Raw genomic sequence first — 21,065 nt, 5'->3', positions numbered from 1 at the left:
TCGGCGTCGAGAGCATCACCTTGCTCCGTCGAGGGGATCTCAGCCCTTCGCGATTCGCACGTAGTGCACGCTGAACGACGAGCCGACGAGCCGGAACCTCTGATGCTGGTGCGCGAAGTCGTAGGGGTTGTCGCTCGGCTTCTGCCAGATGTCGAGTCCCTTGCCCAGATCGATGCGCCAACCGCGATCCGTCTCGATGCGCCGGTCGTGGATCGCATCCGCAAAGCGCACTGCAAGGCGCACGCCGACGGCGCTCGCGGCCTCGTGAATGTCGCGCAGCATCTGGATCTGCGTGCGCTTGTACTCGTCCTTCGGTTCCTGCACGGTGATGAGCTCGACGTCGATCTCGTCGGCGTCGTCCTTCGCCTCGGCGAGCAGACTGAGCAAGTCGGCGAGGTTGCGCCCCTGGTGCCTGAGTCGGATGTACGGGTCGATGATCCTGATCCGCGTCGCCCCGCGTAGGTACGGCAGGAGGAGATCCTCGTACGTGACTCCCCTCTGCCCGGCGGTGAAGTCGCGATGCCCTTCGACGAGAGCCGCTTCCTCGACGGCCGCGGGCCCAGCCGTCGCGTTCGACTGCGCTTCGCTCGCGGCCTCCTCCCCCGCCGTCCCGGTTCCGATTTCCGAGGGCGCAGCTCCGCCCTGGAGAGCGGCGACTTCAGATGCGGTATCGTATCCGTCCACCTCGACGACGGACCAGTCGCGCCCGTACAGATGCGGGTACTGAGTTTCCTCCAGACAGGAGACCTCGTGCCACGCGCCCGCCCGGTCGGCGTAGCGGAATCGGACGGGGGTATCGCGCATCGTCGCGTCGATCCTGAGGATCGAGTCCTTGACGCGCTTGCGCCCTTCGATGGCGTATTCGAGGAGGGGGCGGATCTCCTCCTCGGAGGCGACCCCAGTCGGGTGGATGAGCTTCATGAGCCCGGAGAAGGTCTTGCGGATCCCGTCCTGGTCGCGCGTCGAGATCGAGGGGTCGAGCGTGAAGTAGTCGGCGTACTTCTCGGAGTAGTCGTCGCCGCGCTTGGCGCGGAGGATCTCGGCGAGGTAGTCGACGACGAATCCGTAGCCGGAGGAGAACACCTCCGCGCGAATCGGCGCGACCTCCCAGCCGGGGATGTAGTGGTGGATGCGGTCGAGCCACGCGGGGTCGCGGTAGGAGTTGGGGAGCTCGTCGAAGAGGTCGGAGTTCTTCAGCATGTACGGAACGGTGTGCGTCGTGTTGCCGATGAACGCCATGGAGGCCTCGGCGCCGTAGATGCTCGTGCCGCGGGAGAAGGACTTGTTGGCGAGGTAGTTCTTCATGACGTTGACGAGGTTCTGGTCGGTCCGCTTGTTGGCGGCGAACTCGTCGAAGGCGACGCAGTCCCAGTAGCCGACGAGGCCGATGCGGCCGCTCGCGTTGTTGACGAAGAGCTTCGCGACGGTGACCTCACCGCCGGAGATGAGGATGCCGTTCGGGGAGAATTCGCTGAAGGTGTGGGACTTTCCGGTGCCCTTCGGCCCGAGTTCGACGAGGTTGTAGTTCCGCTCGACGAAGGGGATGAGTCGCGTGAGGGCGATGAGCTTACCGCGGTCGGTGAATTGCTCGGGGTTGAGGCCGATCGACTGCATGAGCAGGTCGATCCATTCGGGGGTGGTGAAGGCCGAACGCGCCTCGTAGAACTGGTCGATGTCGACGCCGGCGACCTGGATCGGCTTGAGGGAGGCGAGGATCCACGGCACGGCCTTCGCGTCCTCTGAGTGGAAGTACTCGATGTCGCAGATGCACCAGACTCCGCCGACGAGGAGCTTCGGGTTCCTCTTGACGGTGGCGTCGTCGATGATGACGCCTTTGATCTGGAGGTTCTCGAACTCGGCCTCGTGAACGTCGTTCTTCTCGTTGAGGGTGACGGTGACCTTGTCGATAACGCGGTGGCGGCCCTTCCGGCGGATCTCCGACTTGGCGAGCATGTGCTCGTTCCGGTTGACGTAGTGGGTCGCGAGGATCTTCCGGACGGAGTCGATGCCCGCGCGAATCGTCGATTCGTCGTCGGAGGTGGCGTACTGACCGAGGAGGTATTCGAGGACGTAGGAGGGGACAACGGCGTTGCCTCGGACGGCCTTGACGAGGTCCTTTCGGACGACCGAGCCGGCGAACTGCGCGTTGATCTTCTCATCGAGGGCGGACTTCACGGGCGTCTCGGCCGATTGCGGTGTCGGGTCGGGGGCGTTCATCGTGTCGAGTGCGTCGTCGAGGGTGCTCATCGCGTCTCCTAGAAGTCGAAGTCGGTCGTGAACGATCGCCGCAGCGTGTAATTCGCGGTCGAGAAGGTCCGCCATTGCGTGGTGTTGGGGATCGGCTCCTCAAGCCGGAGTTCGACGGCGCGGCGGTTGTACTCGTCAGCGTCCTGGGTGAGGTAGAGGACGGCGTTCTGGTACCGGTCGTGCTGGTTCTCGGAGGTCGAGTCGAAGGTGAGGATCGGCCGGTCGGAGATGAGGACGTCGCCGACGTAGAGGCCGAGGCGCACTCGCAGCGGCTGGATCTTATCGGTCACCGCCTCGCGTTGGACGAGTTTGACGGTGAGCTGCCCCGTCGTGATCTTGTCGGTCTCCGGCATGAGGTCGACGGCGACGGTGCGGACGTCGCTCTTTCGCTTCTTGTTCACCGCGATGACGGGCACGACGATCTCCTGGAGGGAGGCACCGCCGTGGACGTAGCGCGTCCCCTTCCCGGGCTGCGGAATCCGGTGGATGGACTTGGGGATCTGAATGTCGAGGTCCCCGGCGAGCCCCGCCTGCGCGGCGGTGAAGGTCATGAAGGACGAGGACGGGCGCAGCTTCTTGCCGAGGACGAAGCGACGGGTCGAGTGGCTCACTTCGTCGCCCTGGGGCTTCTCGGAGAGGAAGTAGGACTGCTCGAGCGGGATGTCCTGGTAGAGGAATCCATGGTCGGCGGTGATGAGGATGTTCGTCGCGTTGGCGTTGGTCCACCGCTTGAGGAGTTGGATGATCTCATTCATCGCCTTGCCGGCGGCCTCGAAGACCCCCTGTTCGGTCGTCCCGTCGTCGCCGGTCGCGTCGATGGCGTTGTGGTAGACGTAGACGACCTGGTGGGCCTTGTAGAGCTCGCGCAGCTCCTCGATCGGCATGTTGATCACGTCCTGGGCGCCGATCGCGGTTCCCTTGACGGCCTGAAGGATCTTCGCCCGGTTCGCCGTTCCGTCGGTGCGGCGCCCGTCCGCGTAGACGGGCATGCTGCTCGAATCGATCTCGAGGCTCGAATGCGGGAGGAGGGCGGCCATCCCGAGCTGCGTGTAGCTGGGGAGGGACCCGAGGACAGCGGTGAGTTCCGCGTCGTAGCGATCTTCGGAACGGATCCTCGAGGCGAGCTCTTCGGCGATCTCATAGCGAAGGGCGTCGGAGATGATGACGACGGCCTTCGAACGACCGCCGCTGAGGATCGGCGCGACGTGCTCGTCGTAGAAGCGGCGCTGAGGCGACAGGGCAGGCGTCTTCCACTCGTCGAGGGCGTCGAGGGCTGTCTGCCAGGCGCTTCCAAGGGCGTAGAGATACCGATTCGCGTACTGCTTGTCGATCTCGGCCTTGAGGGCGATGAGCGGCTTCTGGTACTCGGCGGATTTCCCTGCGACGATGAAGTGGCGGTAGTGCTGGTCGATCCGGAACCATTTGGACTGGTACTTCGTCAGTCCGTCGGCGACCGAGTCGATGGTGTCGGGGAGTGCGGCGATCGCGGCGAGCAACTCGGAGGCGCTCTGAAGCGCGGTGTAGAGCGACTCGTACTTCTCGTACCAGAGGCCGTCGCGCCGATGCCGGACGAGGGCGGCGACGTCGCGCGGACCCATCGTTCGTTCGGCGACCGCCGCCGCAACGTCGGCAACGATCTTCTGCTCGATCTCCTCGAAAGTCGTCTGGTCCTTGAGGTCGTCAAGGCTCCGATTCTCGATCTTGGAGGCGACGCCGAGGTCTTGGGCAGCTCGCGTCGCGAGCGTCTTCATAGCCTCGCGCGTACGCACGTCGTAGATGAGGCTCCGGTAGTCGTTACGGATGTTCCGGTAGGCGTCGGGGGTGTCCGAGGAGAAGTCGTCCATCGCTCGGGCGAAGATCCACAGGACGAAGTCGTCGACGGTCGGCGCATCGCTCTGGTAACCGTAGATGTCGCGCAGGCCCGTCCAGAAGAACTCGTCGAGGCCGTAGGCGGTGAGCTCGTCGATCTTCGCCTGGCCGCCGTCTGCGGCCTCGAGGAGGATCTCCCGCGTGACGTCGGAGAGCCGATGGCTCGGGGACTTGAGGAGGACCTGGCACATCTTCGCCCGCAAGAGCGCGGGATCGTCGCCGTCGACGAGGAGCTTCTCGAGGGCCTGCTTGCGGGAGGCCGCCGCGAAGAACTTCGGGTGGGCCTCAATGACGGGGAGGAGAAGCGGGTTCTCGATACCGAGCTCCTGCTGGATGATCGCGGTCCTGTCGGCGACGAAGACGCCGTGGGCGAGCTCCTGATCGAGCAGCCAGTCTCCGGTCCCCGTGGGGATCTCGCCGCTGCGATAGACGAGATACTTGCTCTCCTGGTCGGTCAGCAGGCGGTGCTTGATGCCGAACTCGTCACCATGCACGCGCAGGAGCACGACGTCCTCGGGAACGAGATCCTCCGCGCTGTCGGCGTAGTCGCCCGCGGCGTCGTGCCAGAAGAGGATTCGCTGCGTTTCGAAGCGCTGGCGCAGGTGCCGCGTGATCTGGTCGCTCATTCGCGGTTCTCCATCTTCTGTTCGAGCTCGCGGAGGATTCGGCTGTCGTCTTCGTCGGCGGCGATCGCCTGCCGGTGTCGTCGTTCGGCATCGAATGCGTCGTACCGTTCTTCAGCGAGCGCCTTGGCGACCTTCGCGCGCACCTTGCCGGAGTGAGTGAGGAGTTCGCGCTCGTTGAAGCTGAGGAAGGCGTCGAGGCGCTCCTCCCAATCGTGCATCGTCATCGTCTGTCGGCGCTTCGCCTGGTCCTCTGCATAGTCCAGGTACATGGTGACGATGCGGTCGAGCTCTGAGATCTCAGCCGTCTGGAGGTAGTTCTTGGCGGTCGTAACGTCGTGCTTGCGCACGACGGTTCCGCTCCACGAGGTGAGGCCCATGTTCGTGACCGCGGGGTCGGAGCGCAGGGAGATGATCTCCGCGGCGATGTGCCCGGTCACGGCCCAGAGCATCTTGTTCTGGACCTTTGCGAAGAAGGCTTTCGCGGCATCGCTCGACGGGTCGTAGTCGATCGCCGTCGCATAGAGATCGCGGACTTTCTGGTAGAAGCGCTTCTCCGAGGCGCGGATGTCCCGGATCCGCTCCAACCACTCGTCGAAGTAGTCCCAACCATCGGCGCCTTTGAGCTTCGCATCGTCCATGGCGAAGCCCTTGACGAGATACTCGCGCAGCACGCTCGTCGCCCATTGACGGAACCGCGTGGCTCGCGAACTCGTGACGCGGTAGCCGACGGCGAGAATCATGTCGAGGTTGTAGACCTTGAGCTGCCGACGGACGTCCCGATCGCCTTCTCGATGAACCATTAACTCTGAGTTAATAGTTGCCTCGGTCACTTCTCCGTCTTCAAGAACACGTCGGATGATCTGAGCGACGTTGGGAATCGAGGTTCCGTAGAGCTCCGCAATTTCAGCTTGGGTGAAAAACAACATCCGATCTGGCAAATCGGAGTGAGCGGCGACCCCAGCGAGATCGACGTCATCGATCGTTGACACTCCCTTCCATGTCGTCGATCATTGACATCAAGCAACATGTCACCGATCGACGACAGGGGGATGGGTGTTCGCGACGAAGATTAAGGAGATCGGCGCCGCGATCGCCCAGGCCCGTCTCGATAGAGGCTGGACACAACAGGAGCTCGCGGATCGGGTCGGGGTGTCGCGCCAGTGGATCAACGCCGTCGAAGCGGGCTCGCCCAACGCCCGGCTCGGCCTCGTCCTCAGGACCCTGCTGACCCTCGACCTCACGATCGACCTCGTCGAGGGGGTACACTCGGCCGATCTCGCCTTCCTCACCGGCGAAGGCTGACCCCCTGCCCCTTCGGGCGCGAGTCGCCGCGGCCATCCGCGACCACCAGGTCGTCATCGTCTCGGGCGAGACCGGCTCGGGCAAGACGACGCAGCTCCCGAAGATCTGCATGCAGCTCGGGCGCGGCGTCACCGGCATGATCGGGCACACCCAGCCCCGCCGCATCGCCGCACGCTCGGTCGCCGACCGCATCGCCGAGGAGCTCGGCCAGCGGGTCGGCCGCGAGGAGGGCCAGGTCGTCGGCTACCAGGTGCGCTTCACCGACGAGGTCGGGCCCACGACCCTCGTCAAGCTCATGACCGACGGCATCCTCCTCGCCGAGATCCAGTCCGACCCGCTCCTGCGCCGCTACGACACGCTGATCATCGACGAGGCCCACGAGCGCAGCCTCAACATCGACTTCATCCTCGGCTATCTCGCGCGCCTCCTGCCGGCGCGGCCCGACCTCAAGCTCATCATCACCTCGGCGACGATCGACTCGGCGCGCTTCGCCGCGCACTTCGGCCGGTGGGACGGGGCGCCGGGACGCGGCACCCTCATCGAGCCTGCACCCGTCATCGAGGTCTCGGGGCGCACCTACCCCGTCGAGATCCGCTACCGGCCGCTCGCGCCCGACGTCGTCTCGTCCTACTCGACGTCGACGCCGGGAGGCGTCGGTTCCGGCGTCGACTCCGCCTCGGCCGCGGGGCTCCCGGCCCGCCCGCTCGCCTCGGATCCTTCGGATCGAGGCTCGAAGCCCGGCCAGGCCCTGCCGGGAGCCCCCGCGGCCGACGATCCAATCGGGCGGGGCGGAAGCCCGCGAGGCGCAGATCCGTCCAACGCGAGCGCGTCAGCCTCCGACCCGTCCGACGCGGGCCCCGCCCTCGTCGATCGTCTCGGAGCCGAGCAGCTCGTCCTCGAGGACCCCGACGAGGACCTCCCGAGCCTCGGCTACGGGCTCGGCGAGGAGATCGACATCGAGACCGCGATCTGCGCCGCCGTCGACGAGCTGTGCGCCGAGGGAGAGGGGGACATCCTCGTCTTCCTGCCCGGCGAGCGCGACATCCGCGACGTCGAGCAGGCGCTCCTCGACCACCTCGGCCCCCGCGGCGTTAGCGCCGGCGAGACGAAGGACGCGCTGCCCGGCGCGATCGAGATCCTCCCCCTCTTCGCGCGCCTATCGGCCGCCGAGCAGCACCGCGTCTTCGAACCGCACCGGCTGCGCCGCGTCGTCCTCGCGACGAACGTCGCCGAGACCTCACTCACCGTCCCCGGCATCCGCTACGTCGTCGACCCCGGGCTCGCGCGCATCTCGCGCTATTCGAACCGGACGAAGGTGCAGCGCCTCCCCATCGAACCGGTCTCGCAGGCGAGCGCCAACCAGAGGGCCGGCCGATGCGGCCGCGTCGCCGACGGCATCGCGATCCGCCTCTACTCCCAGCGCGACTACGAGACCCGGCCGCGGTTCACCGAGCCGGAGATCCTGCGGACCTCGCTCGCCTCGGTGATCCTCCAGATGGCCGCCCTCGGGCTCGGGTCCGTCGCCGACTTCCCCTTCCTCGACCCGCCGGAGCGGCGGGCCGTCCGCGACGGCGTCGCCGCCCTCGTCGAGATCGGCGCGCTCGCGGAGGAGGCGCCCACGGCGCCCGCCGCGCAGGACGGCTCCGGGGCGCCCGCCGCCCGCGGCCGCGCGACGAGCCACCGGCTGACTCCCATCGGTCACGACCTCGCGCGCCTGCCGATCGACCCGCGACTCGGCCGGATCCTCCTCGAGGGCGACGCGAATGGCTGCGCCTCCGAGATCCTCGTCATCGTCGCGGCCCTCTCGATCCAGGACGTCCGCGAGCGCCCCCTCGATCACCAGCAGGCCGCCGACGTCGCGCACGCGCGCTTCGCCGACCCGCACTCGGACTTCGTCACCTACCTCAACCTCTGGCGCTACCTCGAGGTTCAGAGCCGCGACCTCTCCGGCTCGGCCTTCCGCCGGATGTGCCGGGCCGAATTCCTCCACTACCTGCGCTATCGCGAATGGAGGGACGTCGTCGTCCAGCTCCGCCAGATGGCCCGCCCTCTCGACCTCGACGTGCGGCCCCTCGACCTGCCGAGCGCGGGCGACGTCGTCGAAGCCGCCCAGTACGGGGGCGTCCAAGACGCGGCGGCCCGCGCGGTCGTCGCCTACACGGCCGGGTCGAAGACGGTCGACGCCGACGAGATCCACCGCTCGATGCTCGTCGGCCTCCTCTCGAACCTCGGCTCCTGGGACGAGGCGAAGCGCGAGTACCAGGGCGCCCGCGGCACCCGCTTCACGATCTGGCCGGGCTCGGGCCTCGCCCGCTCGCACCCGGCGTGGGTGATGACCGCCGAGCTCGTCGAGACCTCGCGTCTCTTCGCCCGCACGGTCGCCCGCATCGACCCCGCGTGGATCGAGCCGGTCGCCGGCCCGCTCCTCAAGCGCGTCTACTCCGAGCCGTTCTGGTCCTCGGCCAAGGGCGCCGCCATGGTGAAGGAGAAGGTCCTCCTCTACGGCCTCACGCTCGTCGCCGACCGGCCGGTCCTCCTCGGCCGCCTCGGGGATCTCGTCATCGACGAGGGCGATGCCGCGCGCTCCGCGGGCGTCGTGACGGCCGGGACCCTCGCCGGGATCGCCCAGGGCCTCGTCGGGTCCGGCGCCTCCGGCGACGACGAGCGGCGCGGACGCCAGATCGGCTCGGTCGGCAGGGACTTCCTCGCGATGGCCCTGGCCGCGGGCCTCGCTTCCGACGGCTCCACGGGCTCTCCCTCCGGCACCGGAGCGGCCACCGCCGATTCCCCCGCTTCACCTGTTCCTTCCGCACAAACGCACACAGTTTCGGGCGGCGCCCCTGCGGCCACGGACGACGCACCGGCTCCCACCAGGGAAAACGTCTTCGACACTTCCGCCAGCGGCGCCGACGAAGCGGAAACTGTGTGCGTTTCTGCGGGTCGGACGACTGAACCGATGCCGGAGCCGTCGATCGCCGAGCGCCTCGCCGACGAGATGTCCACCCGGCTCACCGCCCGAGAACTCGCCCGCGACATGTTCATCCGCCACGCCCTCGTCAACGGCGAATGGCGCGAACGGCACCGCTTCCAGGCCCGCAACGCCGAGCTCCTCGAGCAGGCCCGGGAGGTCGAGCGCCGTTCGCGCACGCACGGGCTCGTCGCCGACGAGGAGGCGCGCTTGCGCTTCTTCGACGACGTCCTCCCCGAGGGCATCGTCTCCGCCGCCCATTTCAACCGCTGGTGGAAACGCGAACGCGAGCAGCGCCCGGAGCTCCTCACCTACACCGAACGCCTCCTCCTGCCGCGCGGAATCGGCGAGGACGCCGCCGGGTTCCCCGACACCTGGCGCTCCGGCGACCTCGAACTCGGCCTCTCCTACGCCTTCACCCCCGGATCGGAGCGCGACGGCGTCACCCTCACGATCCCGATCGAAGTCCTCGCCCGCGTGAGCGATGAGGGGGCCGATTGGCTGGTGCCCGGCATGCGCGAAGAGCTCATCACCGAGACGATCCGCGCCCTGCCGAAGGCGAAGCGCCGACTCCTCGCTCCCGCGCCCGAGGTCGCTCACCGGGCGAACGAGTGGATGGACAGGGCGATCGCCGGCGCGCTCGACCCCTCCGAGTCCGCTTCCGCCGCCCCCCGCCCCACTGAGGACGAGGCGCCCGACCCGACGAGCCTCTCGGCGGCGATGGACCGCCTCGCCCGCTGGGGGGCCTCGACCGGCGTCGCGACGCGCAAGGCCCCCGGCTCGGCCTCCACGCCCCCCTCAGTACCCTCCGGGCCTTCTCCGGCCCCGCCCTCGTCGACCGCCGGAGCACCCGCCGCCGCGATCGACTGGTCGACCAAGAGGCCGCCCTTCTCCAGGGCCTTCGCCGATGCGATGCGGATCCTGCGCGGCGTCGAGCTCAGCGAGGCAGACCTCGCGCACGCGCACGCCCGACTGCCCGCCCACCTCCTCATGACCTTCAGCGTCGTCGACTCCGCCGGGAAGGAGCTCGGAGCGGGCACCGACCTCGTCCACCTCCAGCACAGGCTCGCCAAGTCCGCCGACGCGGCCGTGCGCAAGGCCGTTCGCGGGGCGGTCGCCGAAGCGATGATCGACGCCGCGACGGCCGGGGGCCGAGGGCGGGGCCGCACTTGCGATCCGGCCGGGAAGAGGGGCGGCGAGCGCCCCGAGAAGGCTCGGCGCGACCAGAAGCGGAGCGCCCCCGAGGGCCTTCACCTCGACGCCCTCGCCGTCTTCCCCGCCGCGCCGCTCCCCCGCTCGGTCGATTCGCCGGGCGAGTCGATGACCCTGCGCGCCTTCCCCGCGCTCGTCGCCCAGGGGTCGGCGGCTGAGCCTGCGGCGGGCGTGCGCGTCATGGCGAACGCCCAGGAGGCCGATCGTCATCATCGCGAGGGCCTCGCCCGGCTCCTCCTCCTGCGCGTGAGGCTCCCGCGGGCGAGGGTCACGACCCGGTGGACCGGCCGTCAGGCCCTCATGCTCGCCGCCTCGCCCTATCCGGACACGCCCGCCCTCGTCGATGACGCCCAGCTCGCCTCCGCCCTCGCCCTCGTCGATGAGCTCTGCGCAGAGCGCGGACCCGGGTCGATCCGCGACGCCGAATCCTTCGAGGTGCTCGTCGCGCGCGCCCGCGATCTCCACGAGGACAGGGTCCACGCCCTCCTCGGGCACGTGGTGCGCGCATTGGAGGCCCAGTCCGAGGTCGCCGACCGGCTCGCCTCTCATGCGGAGAAATCGATGCGCGAGGTCGTCGGCGATGTCCGCCGCACCGTCGACGCCCTGCTCGCACCCGGTTTCATGTCGGGCACTCCCGCCTACGCGCTGCCGCATCTGGCTCGCTACCTGCGCGCGGGCGCGATCCGCATCGACCGGGCCTCCGCTTCGCCGGGCGCGCTCGATCGCGACCTCGCCGACATGGACCGCATTCACGGGCTCCTCGAGCGGATCGCCGCCGCGCGCGCCGAGTTCGATCGCCGCCCCTACGATGCGCGCGCCGACGCGGAGCTCACCCGAGCGCGCTGGCTCGTCGAGGAGCTCCGGGTCTCCTGCTTCGCCCAGACGCTCGGCACGCCGAACAAGGTGTCCTTCAAGCGGGTCGCCTCACTCATCGAGCAGGCGTCGTAGCCGAACTCCCCCGCCGCCCGCGCCCCTACGGCTGCTCGTCGCCGAGCTTTTCAACCTCGATGAGCACCGCCGAACCGGGGAGGAGGTGCGGGGGCCGGATCCCCCACTGGGCGAGAACGCCGCCGGGGAGGCGGATGCCCTCCTCGTTCCACCATTCGAGGGGCCCGAGCGCGGACGGGTTCATGAGCCGGGCGTACATTTCGGGCCGGCCGTGGGGGCGGACGCGGTACAGCCCGCGCGGGTCGAGGCCGGGGAGGCGGATGAGCTCGTAGGGGTAGTGCTGCGAGGTCGTCAGGGCCGCGAAGCACCAGAGGGAGCGCCTGCCGCCCGGGAGGAGGAGTCCCGTGACGCGCACCGCCGGATCCGCGCAATCGACGTGGACGAGTTCGCATCCGTTCGGGCGCGCGTCCTTGTACAGGCTCACCCATGCGCGAAGCTGTTCGAGGTCGGCGGGGTCGGCGTCGAGGAGGTTCCACTCGACTCCCAGGTGCCCGGTCAGGGCCGCTGCGGCCCGCGTCGCGAGCGCGGTGGTGCGCCCCGTCATGTGCGAGGGCGATTGGGCGATGTGCGCGCCGATCATCTCGGGCGGGACGAAGAGCGAAGTGCCGCGCTGGATGTCGATCCTCTCCAGAGGATCGGTGCAGTCCGAGGCCCACACCCGGTCGGTGCGCGCGAGGATCCCCAGGTCGATGCGTCCCCCGTCTGAGGCGCAGGATTCGATTTCCAGCCCGGGGCGGCGTTCTTTCAGCTCGTCGAGGAGCCGGTAGAGGGCCGCGGTTTGCGAGTGGACGGCGGGCCGTCCACTCGCAGGGGAGATCGCTTCGAGGACGAAGCGGTTGTGGTCCCATTTCAGGTAGTCGATCCCCTCGTCGGCGACGAGGGCGGACAGGGTTTCGACGAGGTGGTCGAATGTCTCCGGGTTCGTCAGATCGAGCACCTGCTGGTGGCGGCCTTCGAGGGGGAGGCGGGCGGCGTTCGGGCGCAGGATCCAATCGGGGTGCGCCTCGGCGAGCAGGGAGCGCGGGCTGATCATCTCGGGCTCCACCCACAGCCCGAACTCCATGCCGAGGGCGTGGACGAGGTCGGAGAGGGGGCGCAGGCCCTCGGGCCACACTCCGGTGTCGACGCTCCAGTCGCCCAGGGCGCTCGTGTCGTCGCGTCGGCCGGTGAACCAGCCGTCGTCCACGACGAAGCGTTCGACGCCGATCTGGGCGCCGAGGCGGGCCAGGCGCATCATCTTGTCGATGTCGTGGTCGTAGTAGAGGGCCTCCCAGGTGTTGAGGGTGACGGGCCGCGGGCGCTGGGAGAACCCGGGGTGGAGCTCACGCAGGCGCGCGTGGAAACGGGAGGCGAGCGCGTTCGTCCCCTCGCCCCAGGAGGCGAAGAGCTCCGGCGTCTCGTAGCTCTGCTCGGGGCCCAGGCGGACTTCGCCTCCCAGGAGGAGTTCTCCTGCGCCGATGAATCCCCGCGTCGCGGGGGTGCGCACTGCGAAGTGCACCCCGTTGCCGCTCCAGGCGAGGTGGACGGCGCGTTGGGCGCCCGTCTCCCAGCCCGCTCCGCTTCGCGCGGCGATCAGCGCGCTCGTCGAGTCGAAGTCCGGTCGGCCGACCCAGGTCTCCTTCGCGAAGAGGCCGTCGACGAAAGCATGCGTTTGCATCGAGCGTTCCCGCAGGTGATGACCTGTTTGAGAGAGGATCTCATCGTGGTCTGCGGGCACGAGCACGCCGAGCCACAGCCGTTCCACCTCCAGCTCGACATCGCAGCGGCTCGTGATCGTCGCCCGCAGGCAGACCAGGCCCGAGGCTTCGACTCCGATCCGGAAGGCGAGGGAGAGCCCCGCCTCGGAGTCCTCGGCCTCGATGAGGCACGAGGACCCTTCGGCGAGGGTCTTCCGGAGCAGGAATTTCGGGAAGATTTCGATGCCCCGGCGCCGCAGGGAGAGCATCGGAGTCCCCGCTCATCCCTCCGACTGCGTGGGGAGGATGCTCGGCGATTCGGAGGCGTCAACGCCGGCGGACATGATCTGAGCGCCGACCGCGGCCAGGATGTCCCGGCCCGGGTCGCCCCCTTCGCCTCCCGTCTCCTGCGCGTCGCCGAGGTCCGCCCGTTACCTTGTTGGTGGTCGCTGGCGGGGAAGTGTTGGCGGCTGGGCCAGCGGTGGTCGGCATGATGTCTTGCCCCTGTCTACTCAATGATCCGGGGGTGTTGTCACCGACCATCCGCGCGGCTGGTGGTGACCGCTGATCAGGGGAACGCCCCGAAGACGTGACTGTCGAGGTCTTTCGTAACGTGGGTGCGGGGCGACCAGCTCAAGGGACGCTGGCCGTCCACCCCTACGACGGACGGGATGACGACATGGTCACCGACGACATCGACGTGTTCATCGGCATCGACGTGGGCAAGTCCGACCACTGGGCGACCGCCTTGACCCGAGACGGGAAGAAGCTCTTTGATCGGGCTCTCCCTAACGACGAGGCCCGCCTGCGTGATCTTTACGACCGTCTCGGCTCCCATGGGCGGGTGCTGGTGGTGGTGGACCAGCCCGCCACCATCGGCGCCCTGGCCGTCGCTGTCGCCCAGGACGAGGGCTTGGCGGTGGGCTACCTGCCGGGCCTGTCCATGCGCAGGATCGCCGACCTGACTCCGGGCAATGCCAAGACCGACGCGAGGGACGCCGCGGTCATCGCCGAGGCGGCCCGCACCATGCCCCATACCTTGCGAGCGATCAGCTCCTCGGACGAGGACGCCGCGGCCTTGGGTATGCTCACGGGCTTCGACCTGGACCTGGCCCGTCAGGTCAACCAGATCTCTAACCGGATCCGGGGCCTGTACACCCAGATCCACCCCGCCCTGGAGAAGGTCCTGGGGCCCTGGCTCGAGCACGACGCCGTCCTGGAGGTCATCGCCTCCTGGCCCACCCCCGCCGCCCTGCGCAAGGCCGGACGAGGCAGCGTGGACGCCAAGCTCGAGGCCCACGGCGCCAGACGCCACACCACCTGGGCGAACGCCATCATCGACGCCCTGGACTCCCAGAGCGTGGTGGTCGTCGGCACCGCCGCCGCTGGCGTGGTGCTCCCGCACCTGGCGCGCCAGCTCGCAGCCCTGCACGCCCAGAGGGCGGACGTCGCCGCGAAGGTTGAGGCCCTGGTGGAGGCCCACCCTCTTTACGAGGTCCTGACCTCCATGCCCGGCATCGGGGTCAGGACCGCCGCCGTCTTCATCGCCGAGACCCTCGGGCGCACCTTCGAAACCGAGCCTGTTCAATGGTTTGTGTAAGCCCTCCTTTGGAAGGTCTGTTGCATTGAGTGTTGATTCTGGTTTGTCGGGCCGTGTGGTCGCGAGTGAGTTGGTGTCGTCGGGGGCTTTGGACGAGGTGTTCGCCAAGGTTGATTCGGGCGAGATCGAGCTGACGGGTTCTGATGGCCTGCTTCCCGCATTGTTGAAAGAAGCTCTTGAGCGGGGGTTGCGCGCCGAGCTGACCGACCACTTGGGCTACGAGAAGGGCGAGCCTGCGCCGGTAGCGCGCGGCAACGCCCGAAACGGCACCTCGACCAAGGTGATCGACTCGCAGGTCGGCAGCTTCGAGATCGAGGTCCCCCGCGACCGTGCCGGCACGTTCACGCCTCGCCTGGTGCGTAAGGGCCAGCGGCGCATGGACGGCCTGGACGGCATGATTATCAGCTTGTACGCCGGTGGGATGACGGTGCGCGAGATCCGCCACCACTTGGAGTCCACGCTGGGGGTGGAGCTGTCGGCCGGGACGATCAGCACGATTACCGACGCCGTGTGCGATGCCGTCCTGGAGTGGCAGCAGCGCCCCCTGGACGAGTTCTATCCGATCATCTACCTGGATGCGATCCGCGTGAAGATCCGCGACCAGGGGAGGGTGTCGAACCGGGCGGCCCACTTGGCGGTCGGGGTCGACATGGACGGCGTCAAGCACGTGCTGGGGATCTGGATCCAGTCCGAAGAGGGAGCTTCCTTCTGGGCGCACGTGTGCGCCGAGCTCGCCAACCGGGGAGTCAGGGACGTCCTGTTCGTGTGCTGCGACGGGCTGGCAGGCCTTCCTGAGGCGGTGGAGGCGACCTGGCCCGACTCGATGGTCCAGACCTGCGTCGTCCACCTGATCCGCTCCTCGATGAGGTTCGTCGCCTACCAGGATCGCAAGGAAGGTCGCCGCCGCCCTCAAACCCGTCTACACCGCGGTCAACGAGGACGCCGCCTTGGACGCCCTCGCCGAGTTCGCCGCCGGATGGGCGGACAAGTACCCTGACGCCCTGAGCACCTGGCAGCGCGCCTGGGAACGGTTCACGCCCTTCCTCGCCTTCCCGCCCATGCTCCGGCGCGTCTTGTACACGACCAACGCCATCGAATCCTTGAACTACCAGCTGCGCAAAGTCACCAAGAACCGGGGCCACTTCCCCTCCGACGCGGCGGCCGTGAAGCTGCTGTGGCTGGCGATCTGCAACATCGAAGACCGCAGAGCCGCCGAACGCGCCACAACCCCCACCAGCAAACCCTCCCGGCGCGCGACCAACCGGCTCGTCGAAGGCCGCCTCACCACCAACTGGAAACAAGCCCTCGCCCAACTCGCCGCCGCCTACCCCGAACGCATCACCCCCTATCTCTAACCACCGCTTACACAAAACAATTGACAAGCTCTCGAAACCGGAGCCCACCTGGCCTCCTACGCAGGCCTCACACCAGTCACCCGCAGATCAGGATCCTCCATCCGAGGCGAATACGTTTCCCACGCAGGCAACAAACGACTCAAACGAGCAATGTTCCTGTCCGCCTTCGCATCCCTACGCTCAGACCCCACCTCAAGGGCCTACTACGACCGCAAGATCACCCAAGGCAAACGCCACAACCAAGCCCTCATCGCCCTCGCCCACCGACGCATCCTCACACTCCACGCCATGATCCGAGACGGAGCCCTCTACACCCCCAACCCGACAACACACCTGCCAACAGCCGCTTGACACACCACATAGGGGGCACCCCCCTCGGCGGAGCCCTCCACGCGCTTCTCGTCCTCGCCGTCATCATCGGCTTCCTCGGCGTCCCCCTGTGGGTCGCGGTCGTCACCGTGGGGAAGAACCAATCCGAAGCGGTCATCCCGGGGATGTCCCTGCCCACCCAGTGGCATCTCCTCGAGAACTTCCAGACCGTCATCACCCAGGGGCGGATGGGGCCGGCCCTCATCGGCAGCCTCATCGTCACCGCTCCCTCGGCGTTCCTCGCCCTCCTCTTCGGGGCGATGGCCTCCTGGATCCTCGCGCGCCGGACCTCCAGATCAATGGCCCTCGTCTACGCGGTTTTCATCTCCGGCGTCATCCTCCCGCCCTCGATCATCACGATCATGATGCTCCTGAGGATGACCGGCCTCGCGGAGAGCGCGATCGGAATGATCTGCGTCTACGTCGGCATCTATTTGTCGATCGTCATCTTCTTCATCACCGGGTTCATCAGGACCATCCCCGTTTCCCTTGAGGAATCCGCCCGGATCGACGGCGCGGGCCCCGCGAGGATCTTCTTCACGATCATCCTGCCGCTCCTGAAGCCGACCCTCGCCTCGGCGACGATCCTCATCGTCTTGTACATCTGGAATGACGTCTTCTGCGCCCCCTTCATCCTCTCGGGCAAGATGAACACCCTTCCGTTGAACTTGTACACTGTCGCCAGTGAGGACCTGTACCTGAACAACTGGCACCTGATCTTCTCGTACATCCTCCTCATGACCCTCCCCCTCCTCATCCTGTTCATCGTCGGGCAGCGGAAGATCATCTCGGGGATCACCGGCGGCGCGGTGAAATGAGCATCGCCGACCCGATCGACGAACGCGCGCCAGAAGGAAACGAGCCATGAGCCCCAAGAGAGAGAACGGCGCACACCGGTCATCTCGGACGTCGCCGCCTGCGCGGGCGTTTCGGTCTCAACGGTGTCCCGCTACCTCAACAACTCCTCGCACCTGTCCGAGGATTCGTCGAAGAGGATCGCCCGCGCCATCGAGATCCTCGGCTATCGGCCGAGCTCGATCGCCCGGGGGCTCAAGGGCTCGACGATGAAGCTCATCGCCGTCCTTTCGACGAACACCACCCTGTTCGGCTCCGCGACGACCATTCAAGGCATCGAGGACGAGGCGCGCACCCGAGGTCACTCGGTGATGATCTCCAAGCTCGACGACGCGGATTCGACCACGCTCCCCGAGACGCTCGACGCCGTCCTCGACTTCAATCCGAGCGGCATCGTCGTTCTGCGATACGACGAGATCGCCGAAAAGGCGCTCGCCTCCCTCCCCCGTTCCATGCCCGTCGTCGTGATCGGCGGTCGGCCCGGCGAGGAGTACGACCAGGTCTCCCTCTGCGAGAAGGACGGCGGCCGGGCCCTCACCGATTACCTCCTCAGCCTCGGGCACGGCACGGTCCACCACATTCAGGTCCCCACGTGCACGGACGGGACGAGCCGCTCCGACGGTTGGGCGGCCTCCTTGAGGAACCACGGAGTCGTCGCACCCGACCCCTTGCAGTGCGGTTGGGAAGCGGGTTCCGCCAGGCGACTGGGCCGCGAACTCGCCGGGCATCCCGGCATCACCGCGATCTTCGCGGGCAACGACGAACTCGCCATGGGCCTGATCCGCGGTCTCGAGGAAGAGGGGCGCGCCGTGCCCGACGCCATCAGTGTCGTCGGCTTCGACGATCACCCCATCGCCGACATCTGGAACCCCGGCCTGACCACGTACCGCCAGGATTTCTCCCGCGCCGGACGCGCGGCCGTCGAGCTCCTCCTCGAAAGGATCGACGCCGAGCGCGCCAGCAGGGCCCTGCCCGCCCGGAAGGTCGACGTGCCCGGAGAGATCGTCATCCGGGAATCCGCAACCGGCCTCGGCGCTGCGAGGAGCCGAAGCCCCGCGGGGTCGAATCGCGGATGAAACGCGAACTCGCGCGCGCCCAGGCCCGCGCGCTCATGGAGGCCTCGGGCCTGGGCGACTGGCGCTTCCGTTTCGACACGGCGCGGCGCCGAGCGGGATCGTGCATCCATTCGACGAGGACGATCACCCTGTCAGGCCCTTTGACCGAGCTTTATGACGCCGACACCGTGCGCGGGGTGATCCTTCACGAGATCGCGCACGCCCTGGTCGGCGCGAGCCATCGTCACGATGCCGTGTGGAAGAAGCAGGCGCGCGCACTCGGGGCGCCGGATTCCGCACGGCTTCCCGCTTCGCTCCCCCGTCCCGAAGAGCCCTGGGTGGGGACCTGCCCGAAGTGCGGGGCTCAGAGGCGCCTCTTCCGCGCGCCCCGTCGCGTCACCTCCTGCGGGGTCTGCGCGAGGGTTTTCGACCCCGAGCGGATCCTTTGGTGGGCGCGAGACGGCGAGCCGGTCGAGCCCGGCGGGCCCTACGCGAGGGAGCTGGCGAGGATGCGTCAAAGGTCTTGATGATCGGCTCCAGCGCCGGACCCGCGACGGCATCGCCCGATCCCGAGCCTTCTCGAATGCTGCACCTCTCCCTTCGGGCGGGAGGCCGCTGGGGCGGCGGGGACTCGCCTCCGCCGCCCCATCAGAACCTACTGGATCCCTTCTTTGAGGAAGCGCCACTCTTGACATGGGGCTCCGGTCGGCCCCCACTGCTGCGCATCAGCACCATCGGCCGATGAACAGGACCCGATCTCCAAGAGCTTCCCGGAATTGGCGTTGTAGAGCTTCCGGTACCCTTCCTGCGTGATTTCGCTTCGCCACTCTTGAGTCGGATGCCCGGTCGGATCCCACTGCACGGCTTTGGCTCCATCCGTCATGAGAGCGTTCGGAATCTCCAGGAGCTTCCCCGAGTTCTTGTTGGTGAAGGTCATCGCCGCCCCGTTGGAGACCACGCGCCAGATTTGCGCCGCATGACCAGTCGGACCCCATTGAGCGATCGCCGCTCCGTTCGCGGTGGAAGCCGATTTCACTTCAAGGAGTTTGCCGCTCGAGCGATTGATGATGCGGAACTCCGGATCGGATGCTCCCGTTGTCGGCCGGACGAGAATCTGGTCGATCTCCGCGTAGCCCGACTCATAAGCGAATCGAACGGTGTTGTCACCCGCACGGAGAGGAATCGTGATCTTCGCCCATGCGAAGCGCCCCCAATCCACGGTCGGCGAGTACGCGACGGATGTCGAAACGCCTGAGTCCGTCGTCACGCGGTGCTTCGATACACGCCCGCTGCCGTTGTCGTACCTGATGCCGAACTCGTGCTCGCCCGCTTGCGGGGCGCGGATCTTGAATTCCACATAGCTGTCCGCGTAGTTGATATCGCCGATCTTGGCTCCGTTCGAAGCGTCACCGTGAGTAACGAGACGAACATTGTGGAACGCGGCGTTCTCCGCTTCGTGCGCTACGGCGTCGAGATGAATGGAGCCCACTCGGATGTCGTTATAGGGCTCGGTCACTCCGGAGAATTGCTTGTAATTCTCGACGTTCGTCGCTTGGAAGAGGGTCTTCCCGTCGGGCGAGTAGTCCAAGCCCTGGGCGAAACCCGTGATCGATGTCGCCCCGTCGAAAGTGACGGCGAAGGGGAGGCGCTCCCACGGCCCCTCGCCCAGGTTGTAGTTAACGAAGAAGTTCTGCCCTTGATCGAGATTCCCTCGCGAATCGAGGCCCCACTTCGAAGCAACGACGACCATTCCATCCGGACCGCCACTGGGCACCCATTTGACGAATGGCGACGAGCCGATTCCGCGCCCGTCGGCCAGTTCTACCGGTGTGCCCAGATCCTCCGGGTCCCCCCAATTCAGACCGTCCTCAGAGATCTTGAAATATACGGGGGAGGCATTCGAATGGGCGTACCCTTTCGCGTTGACAACCTCGTAGGTCGCGATGAAGCGCCCGTCCCCCATTCGATCGACGGTGATCATGCCCGGACGATGATGCCGATCGGAAGGAGCGGCAACGTTCTGAACCGGCCCCCAGGTTCGACCACCATCGGTCGAGCGCCTCAGGGACACCGCCTGAAGGACTCCGTTGGCCTTCTGCCGCTCGTCTGAGAAGTAGGCGACGAGCTCCCCGTAGCGATCGATCGCGAGGGAGGGCTCCCAAACGGTCGTCGTCGACGACGATGACGAAGGGTCGTAGACCGCGGGGCCGCCCGTGTCTATCGTCGCATGATAGGACCATGTCAGGCCTTGGTCGAAGCTCTTGTAGATGACGAGTTTCGACACTGCCGCGGGATCGTTTCGCGACTCTGACCGGATCTGACCGCTGAGAAGCAGTGTTCCCTTGGGCAGATCCGCAACGGGCCGATCCAACTCGAAGAGGAAGGGTTGCGCTGTGCGGCTCAGTCGATTCGGGTCGCCGAGAGAGGCCCCCGGGAAAGCCTCGGCCGGATTGATATGCGAGACCTTCCTCCATGTGCCGCCCTGGTCATCGGATATGAAGATCGACCATTCTTGATGGCATGCGAGAGTCGAGTCCCCGAGACATGCGCGCGTCTCGAGGACAGGGTCGCCCGTATCGCCACTGTCACGGATCAGACGCGCATCGTCAAAGGTCGAGACGAGTCTGCCCTTCGCTTGCTCAGAGGCTTTGAGGGAGAGCACTTTGGCGTAGGCCGTGCCGGTCGCCTCACCGCCTTCATCATTGAAGGACGAACCGGCAGGCGGGGAGTAGACGAGGACTCCGTTCGCCTCTGCTGAGGCAGCGGCAGCACCCGTTCCCCCGAGGCAAAGCATCGGGGCCAGGACGAGGCTCCCGACGAATACCCCGCTGAGAGCCCGTCGAGTACGTGATCGCATAGGTCCTCCTGAGGATCCATCAGAACTACAACGTTGTAGCGAATCAATATTACCGCTCCGCACTCAGCTCCCCAAGCCGTTTATTCGAGAGTTCGAATGGGCTAATCTTGCAGACATCGCACACAC

The 21,065-nt window shown here is 67.2% G+C and carries 10 protein-coding genes and 3 pseudogenes; 8 read left to right on the top strand and 5 right to left on the bottom strand.

Going from position 1 to position 21,065, the window contains the following annotated elements; translation table 11 throughout:
• Positions 1 to 39: 39 nt before the first annotated feature.
• From brxL to DY157_RS09285, 3 genes are read right to left on the bottom strand one after another with little or no spacing between them, the layout of a single operon-like run.
• Complete coding sequence (gene brxL / locus DY157_RS09295; protein ID WP_115728346.1) at positions 40 to 2,247, bottom strand: BREX system Lon protease-like protein BrxL; 2,208 nt, start codon at positions 2,245 to 2,247, stop codon at positions 40 to 42.
• Positions 2,248 to 2,255: 8 nt separating this feature from the next.
• Positions 2,256 to 4,742 (bottom strand): BREX-1 system phosphatase PglZ type A, encoded by a 2,487-nt coding sequence (gene pglZ / locus DY157_RS09290; protein WP_115728345.1) that lies wholly within the window; start codon positions 4,740 to 4,742, stop codon positions 2,256 to 2,258.
• Positions 4,739 to 5,731 (bottom strand): virulence RhuM family protein, encoded by a 993-nt coding sequence (locus DY157_RS09285; RefSeq protein WP_218938080.1) that lies wholly within the window; start codon positions 5,729 to 5,731, stop codon positions 4,739 to 4,741. The genes pglZ and DY157_RS09285 overlap by 4 nt, the downstream gene beginning before the upstream one ends.
• Positions 5,732 to 5,795: 64 nt before the next feature.
• On the opposite strand from DY157_RS09285, the gene DY157_RS09280 reads away from it, so the two are divergent.
• Positions 5,796 to 6,044: a helix-turn-helix transcriptional regulator gene (locus DY157_RS09280; protein ID WP_115728344.1), complete on the top strand. Its 249-nt coding sequence runs from the start codon at positions 5,796 to 5,798 to the stop codon at positions 6,042 to 6,044.
• Positions 6,016 to 11,172 (top strand): DUF3418 domain-containing protein, encoded by a 5,157-nt coding sequence (locus DY157_RS09270; RefSeq protein WP_407923474.1) that lies wholly within the window; start codon positions 6,016 to 6,018, stop codon positions 11,170 to 11,172. Before DY157_RS09280 ends, DY157_RS09270 begins: the two co-directional genes overlap by 29 nt.
• Positions 11,173 to 11,197: 25 nt before the next feature.
• Here the strand turns inward: DY157_RS09270 and DY157_RS09265 are convergent, their stop codons facing one another.
• Positions 11,198 to 13,117 carry an alpha-galactosidase gene (locus DY157_RS09265; RefSeq protein WP_115728343.1) on the bottom strand — a complete coding sequence of 640 codons (1,920 nt, stop codon included), beginning with the start codon at positions 13,115 to 13,117 and terminating at the stop codon, positions 11,198 to 11,200.
• A gap of 410 nt (positions 13,118 to 13,527) precedes the next feature.
• Between DY157_RS09265 and DY157_RS09260 the strand changes: the two are divergent.
• From DY157_RS09260 to DY157_RS09235, 6 genes and pseudogenes are all read left to right on the top strand, one after another.
• A pseudogene (locus DY157_RS09260) lies at positions 13,528 to 14,418 on the top strand (IS110 family RNA-guided transposase); the annotation flags it as partial.
• Positions 14,419 to 14,473: 55 nt separating this feature from the next.
• Positions 14,474 to 15,803, top strand: a pseudogene (locus tag DY157_RS09255) (IS256 family transposase).
• A gap of 36 nt (positions 15,804 to 15,839) precedes the next feature.
• Positions 15,840 to 16,154, top strand: a pseudogene (locus tag DY157_RS09250) (transposase); the annotation flags it as partial.
• Positions 16,151 to 16,990: a carbohydrate ABC transporter permease gene (locus DY157_RS09245; protein ID WP_115728342.1), complete on the top strand. Its 840-nt coding sequence runs from the start codon at positions 16,151 to 16,153 to the stop codon at positions 16,988 to 16,990. The pseudogene DY157_RS09250 and the gene DY157_RS09245, both read left to right, overlap by 4 nt.
• An 81-nt stretch (positions 16,991 to 17,071) precedes the next feature.
• Positions 17,072 to 18,103: a LacI family DNA-binding transcriptional regulator gene (locus tag DY157_RS09240; RefSeq protein ID WP_268876502.1), complete on the top strand. Its 1,032-nt coding sequence runs from the start codon at positions 17,072 to 17,074 to the stop codon at positions 18,101 to 18,103.
• Entirely contained in the window at positions 18,100 to 18,609 is a 510-nt protein-coding gene (locus DY157_RS09235; protein ID WP_115728340.1) for a SprT-like domain-containing protein, read from the top strand. The genes DY157_RS09240 and DY157_RS09235 overlap by 4 nt, the downstream gene beginning before the upstream one ends.
• 128 nt (positions 18,610 to 18,737) lie before the next feature.
• Here DY157_RS09235 and DY157_RS09230 read toward each other — a convergent pair whose 3' ends face one another.
• Positions 18,738 to 20,939: an RICIN domain-containing protein gene (locus DY157_RS09230; RefSeq protein ID WP_115728339.1), complete on the bottom strand. Its 2,202-nt coding sequence runs from the start codon at positions 20,937 to 20,939 to the stop codon at positions 18,738 to 18,740.
• Positions 20,940 to 21,065 lie beyond the last annotated feature (126 nt).

The organism is Actinomyces culturomici (assembly GCF_900499005.1).
GTDB lineage: Bacteria > Actinomycetota > Actinomycetes > Actinomycetales > Actinomycetaceae > Pauljensenia > Pauljensenia culturomici.
Note: the sequence above shows the minus strand (reverse complement) of the source record. Positions and strands in the feature narration are given on the sequence as shown.

Bases quoted from the DNA above. Each gene is read 5' to 3' on its own strand.
- pglZ (WP_115728345.1), bottom strand. From the start codon at position 4,742: ATGAGCGACCAGATCACGCGGCACCTGCGCCAGCGCTTCGAAACGCAG.
- DY157_RS09235 (WP_115728340.1), top strand. From the start codon at position 18,100: ATGAAACGCGAACTCGCGCGCGCCCAGGCCCGCGCGCTCATGGAGGCC.
- brxL (WP_115728346.1), bottom strand. From the start codon at position 2,247: ATGAGCACCCTCGACGACGCACTCGACACGATGAACGCCCCCGACCCG.
- DY157_RS09230 (WP_115728339.1), bottom strand. From the start codon at position 20,939: ATGCGATCACGTACTCGACGGGCTCTCAGCGGGGTATTCGTCGGGAGC.
- DY157_RS09265 (WP_115728343.1), bottom strand. From the start codon at position 13,117: ATGCTCTCCCTGCGGCGCCGGGGCATCGAAATCTTCCCGAAATTCCTG.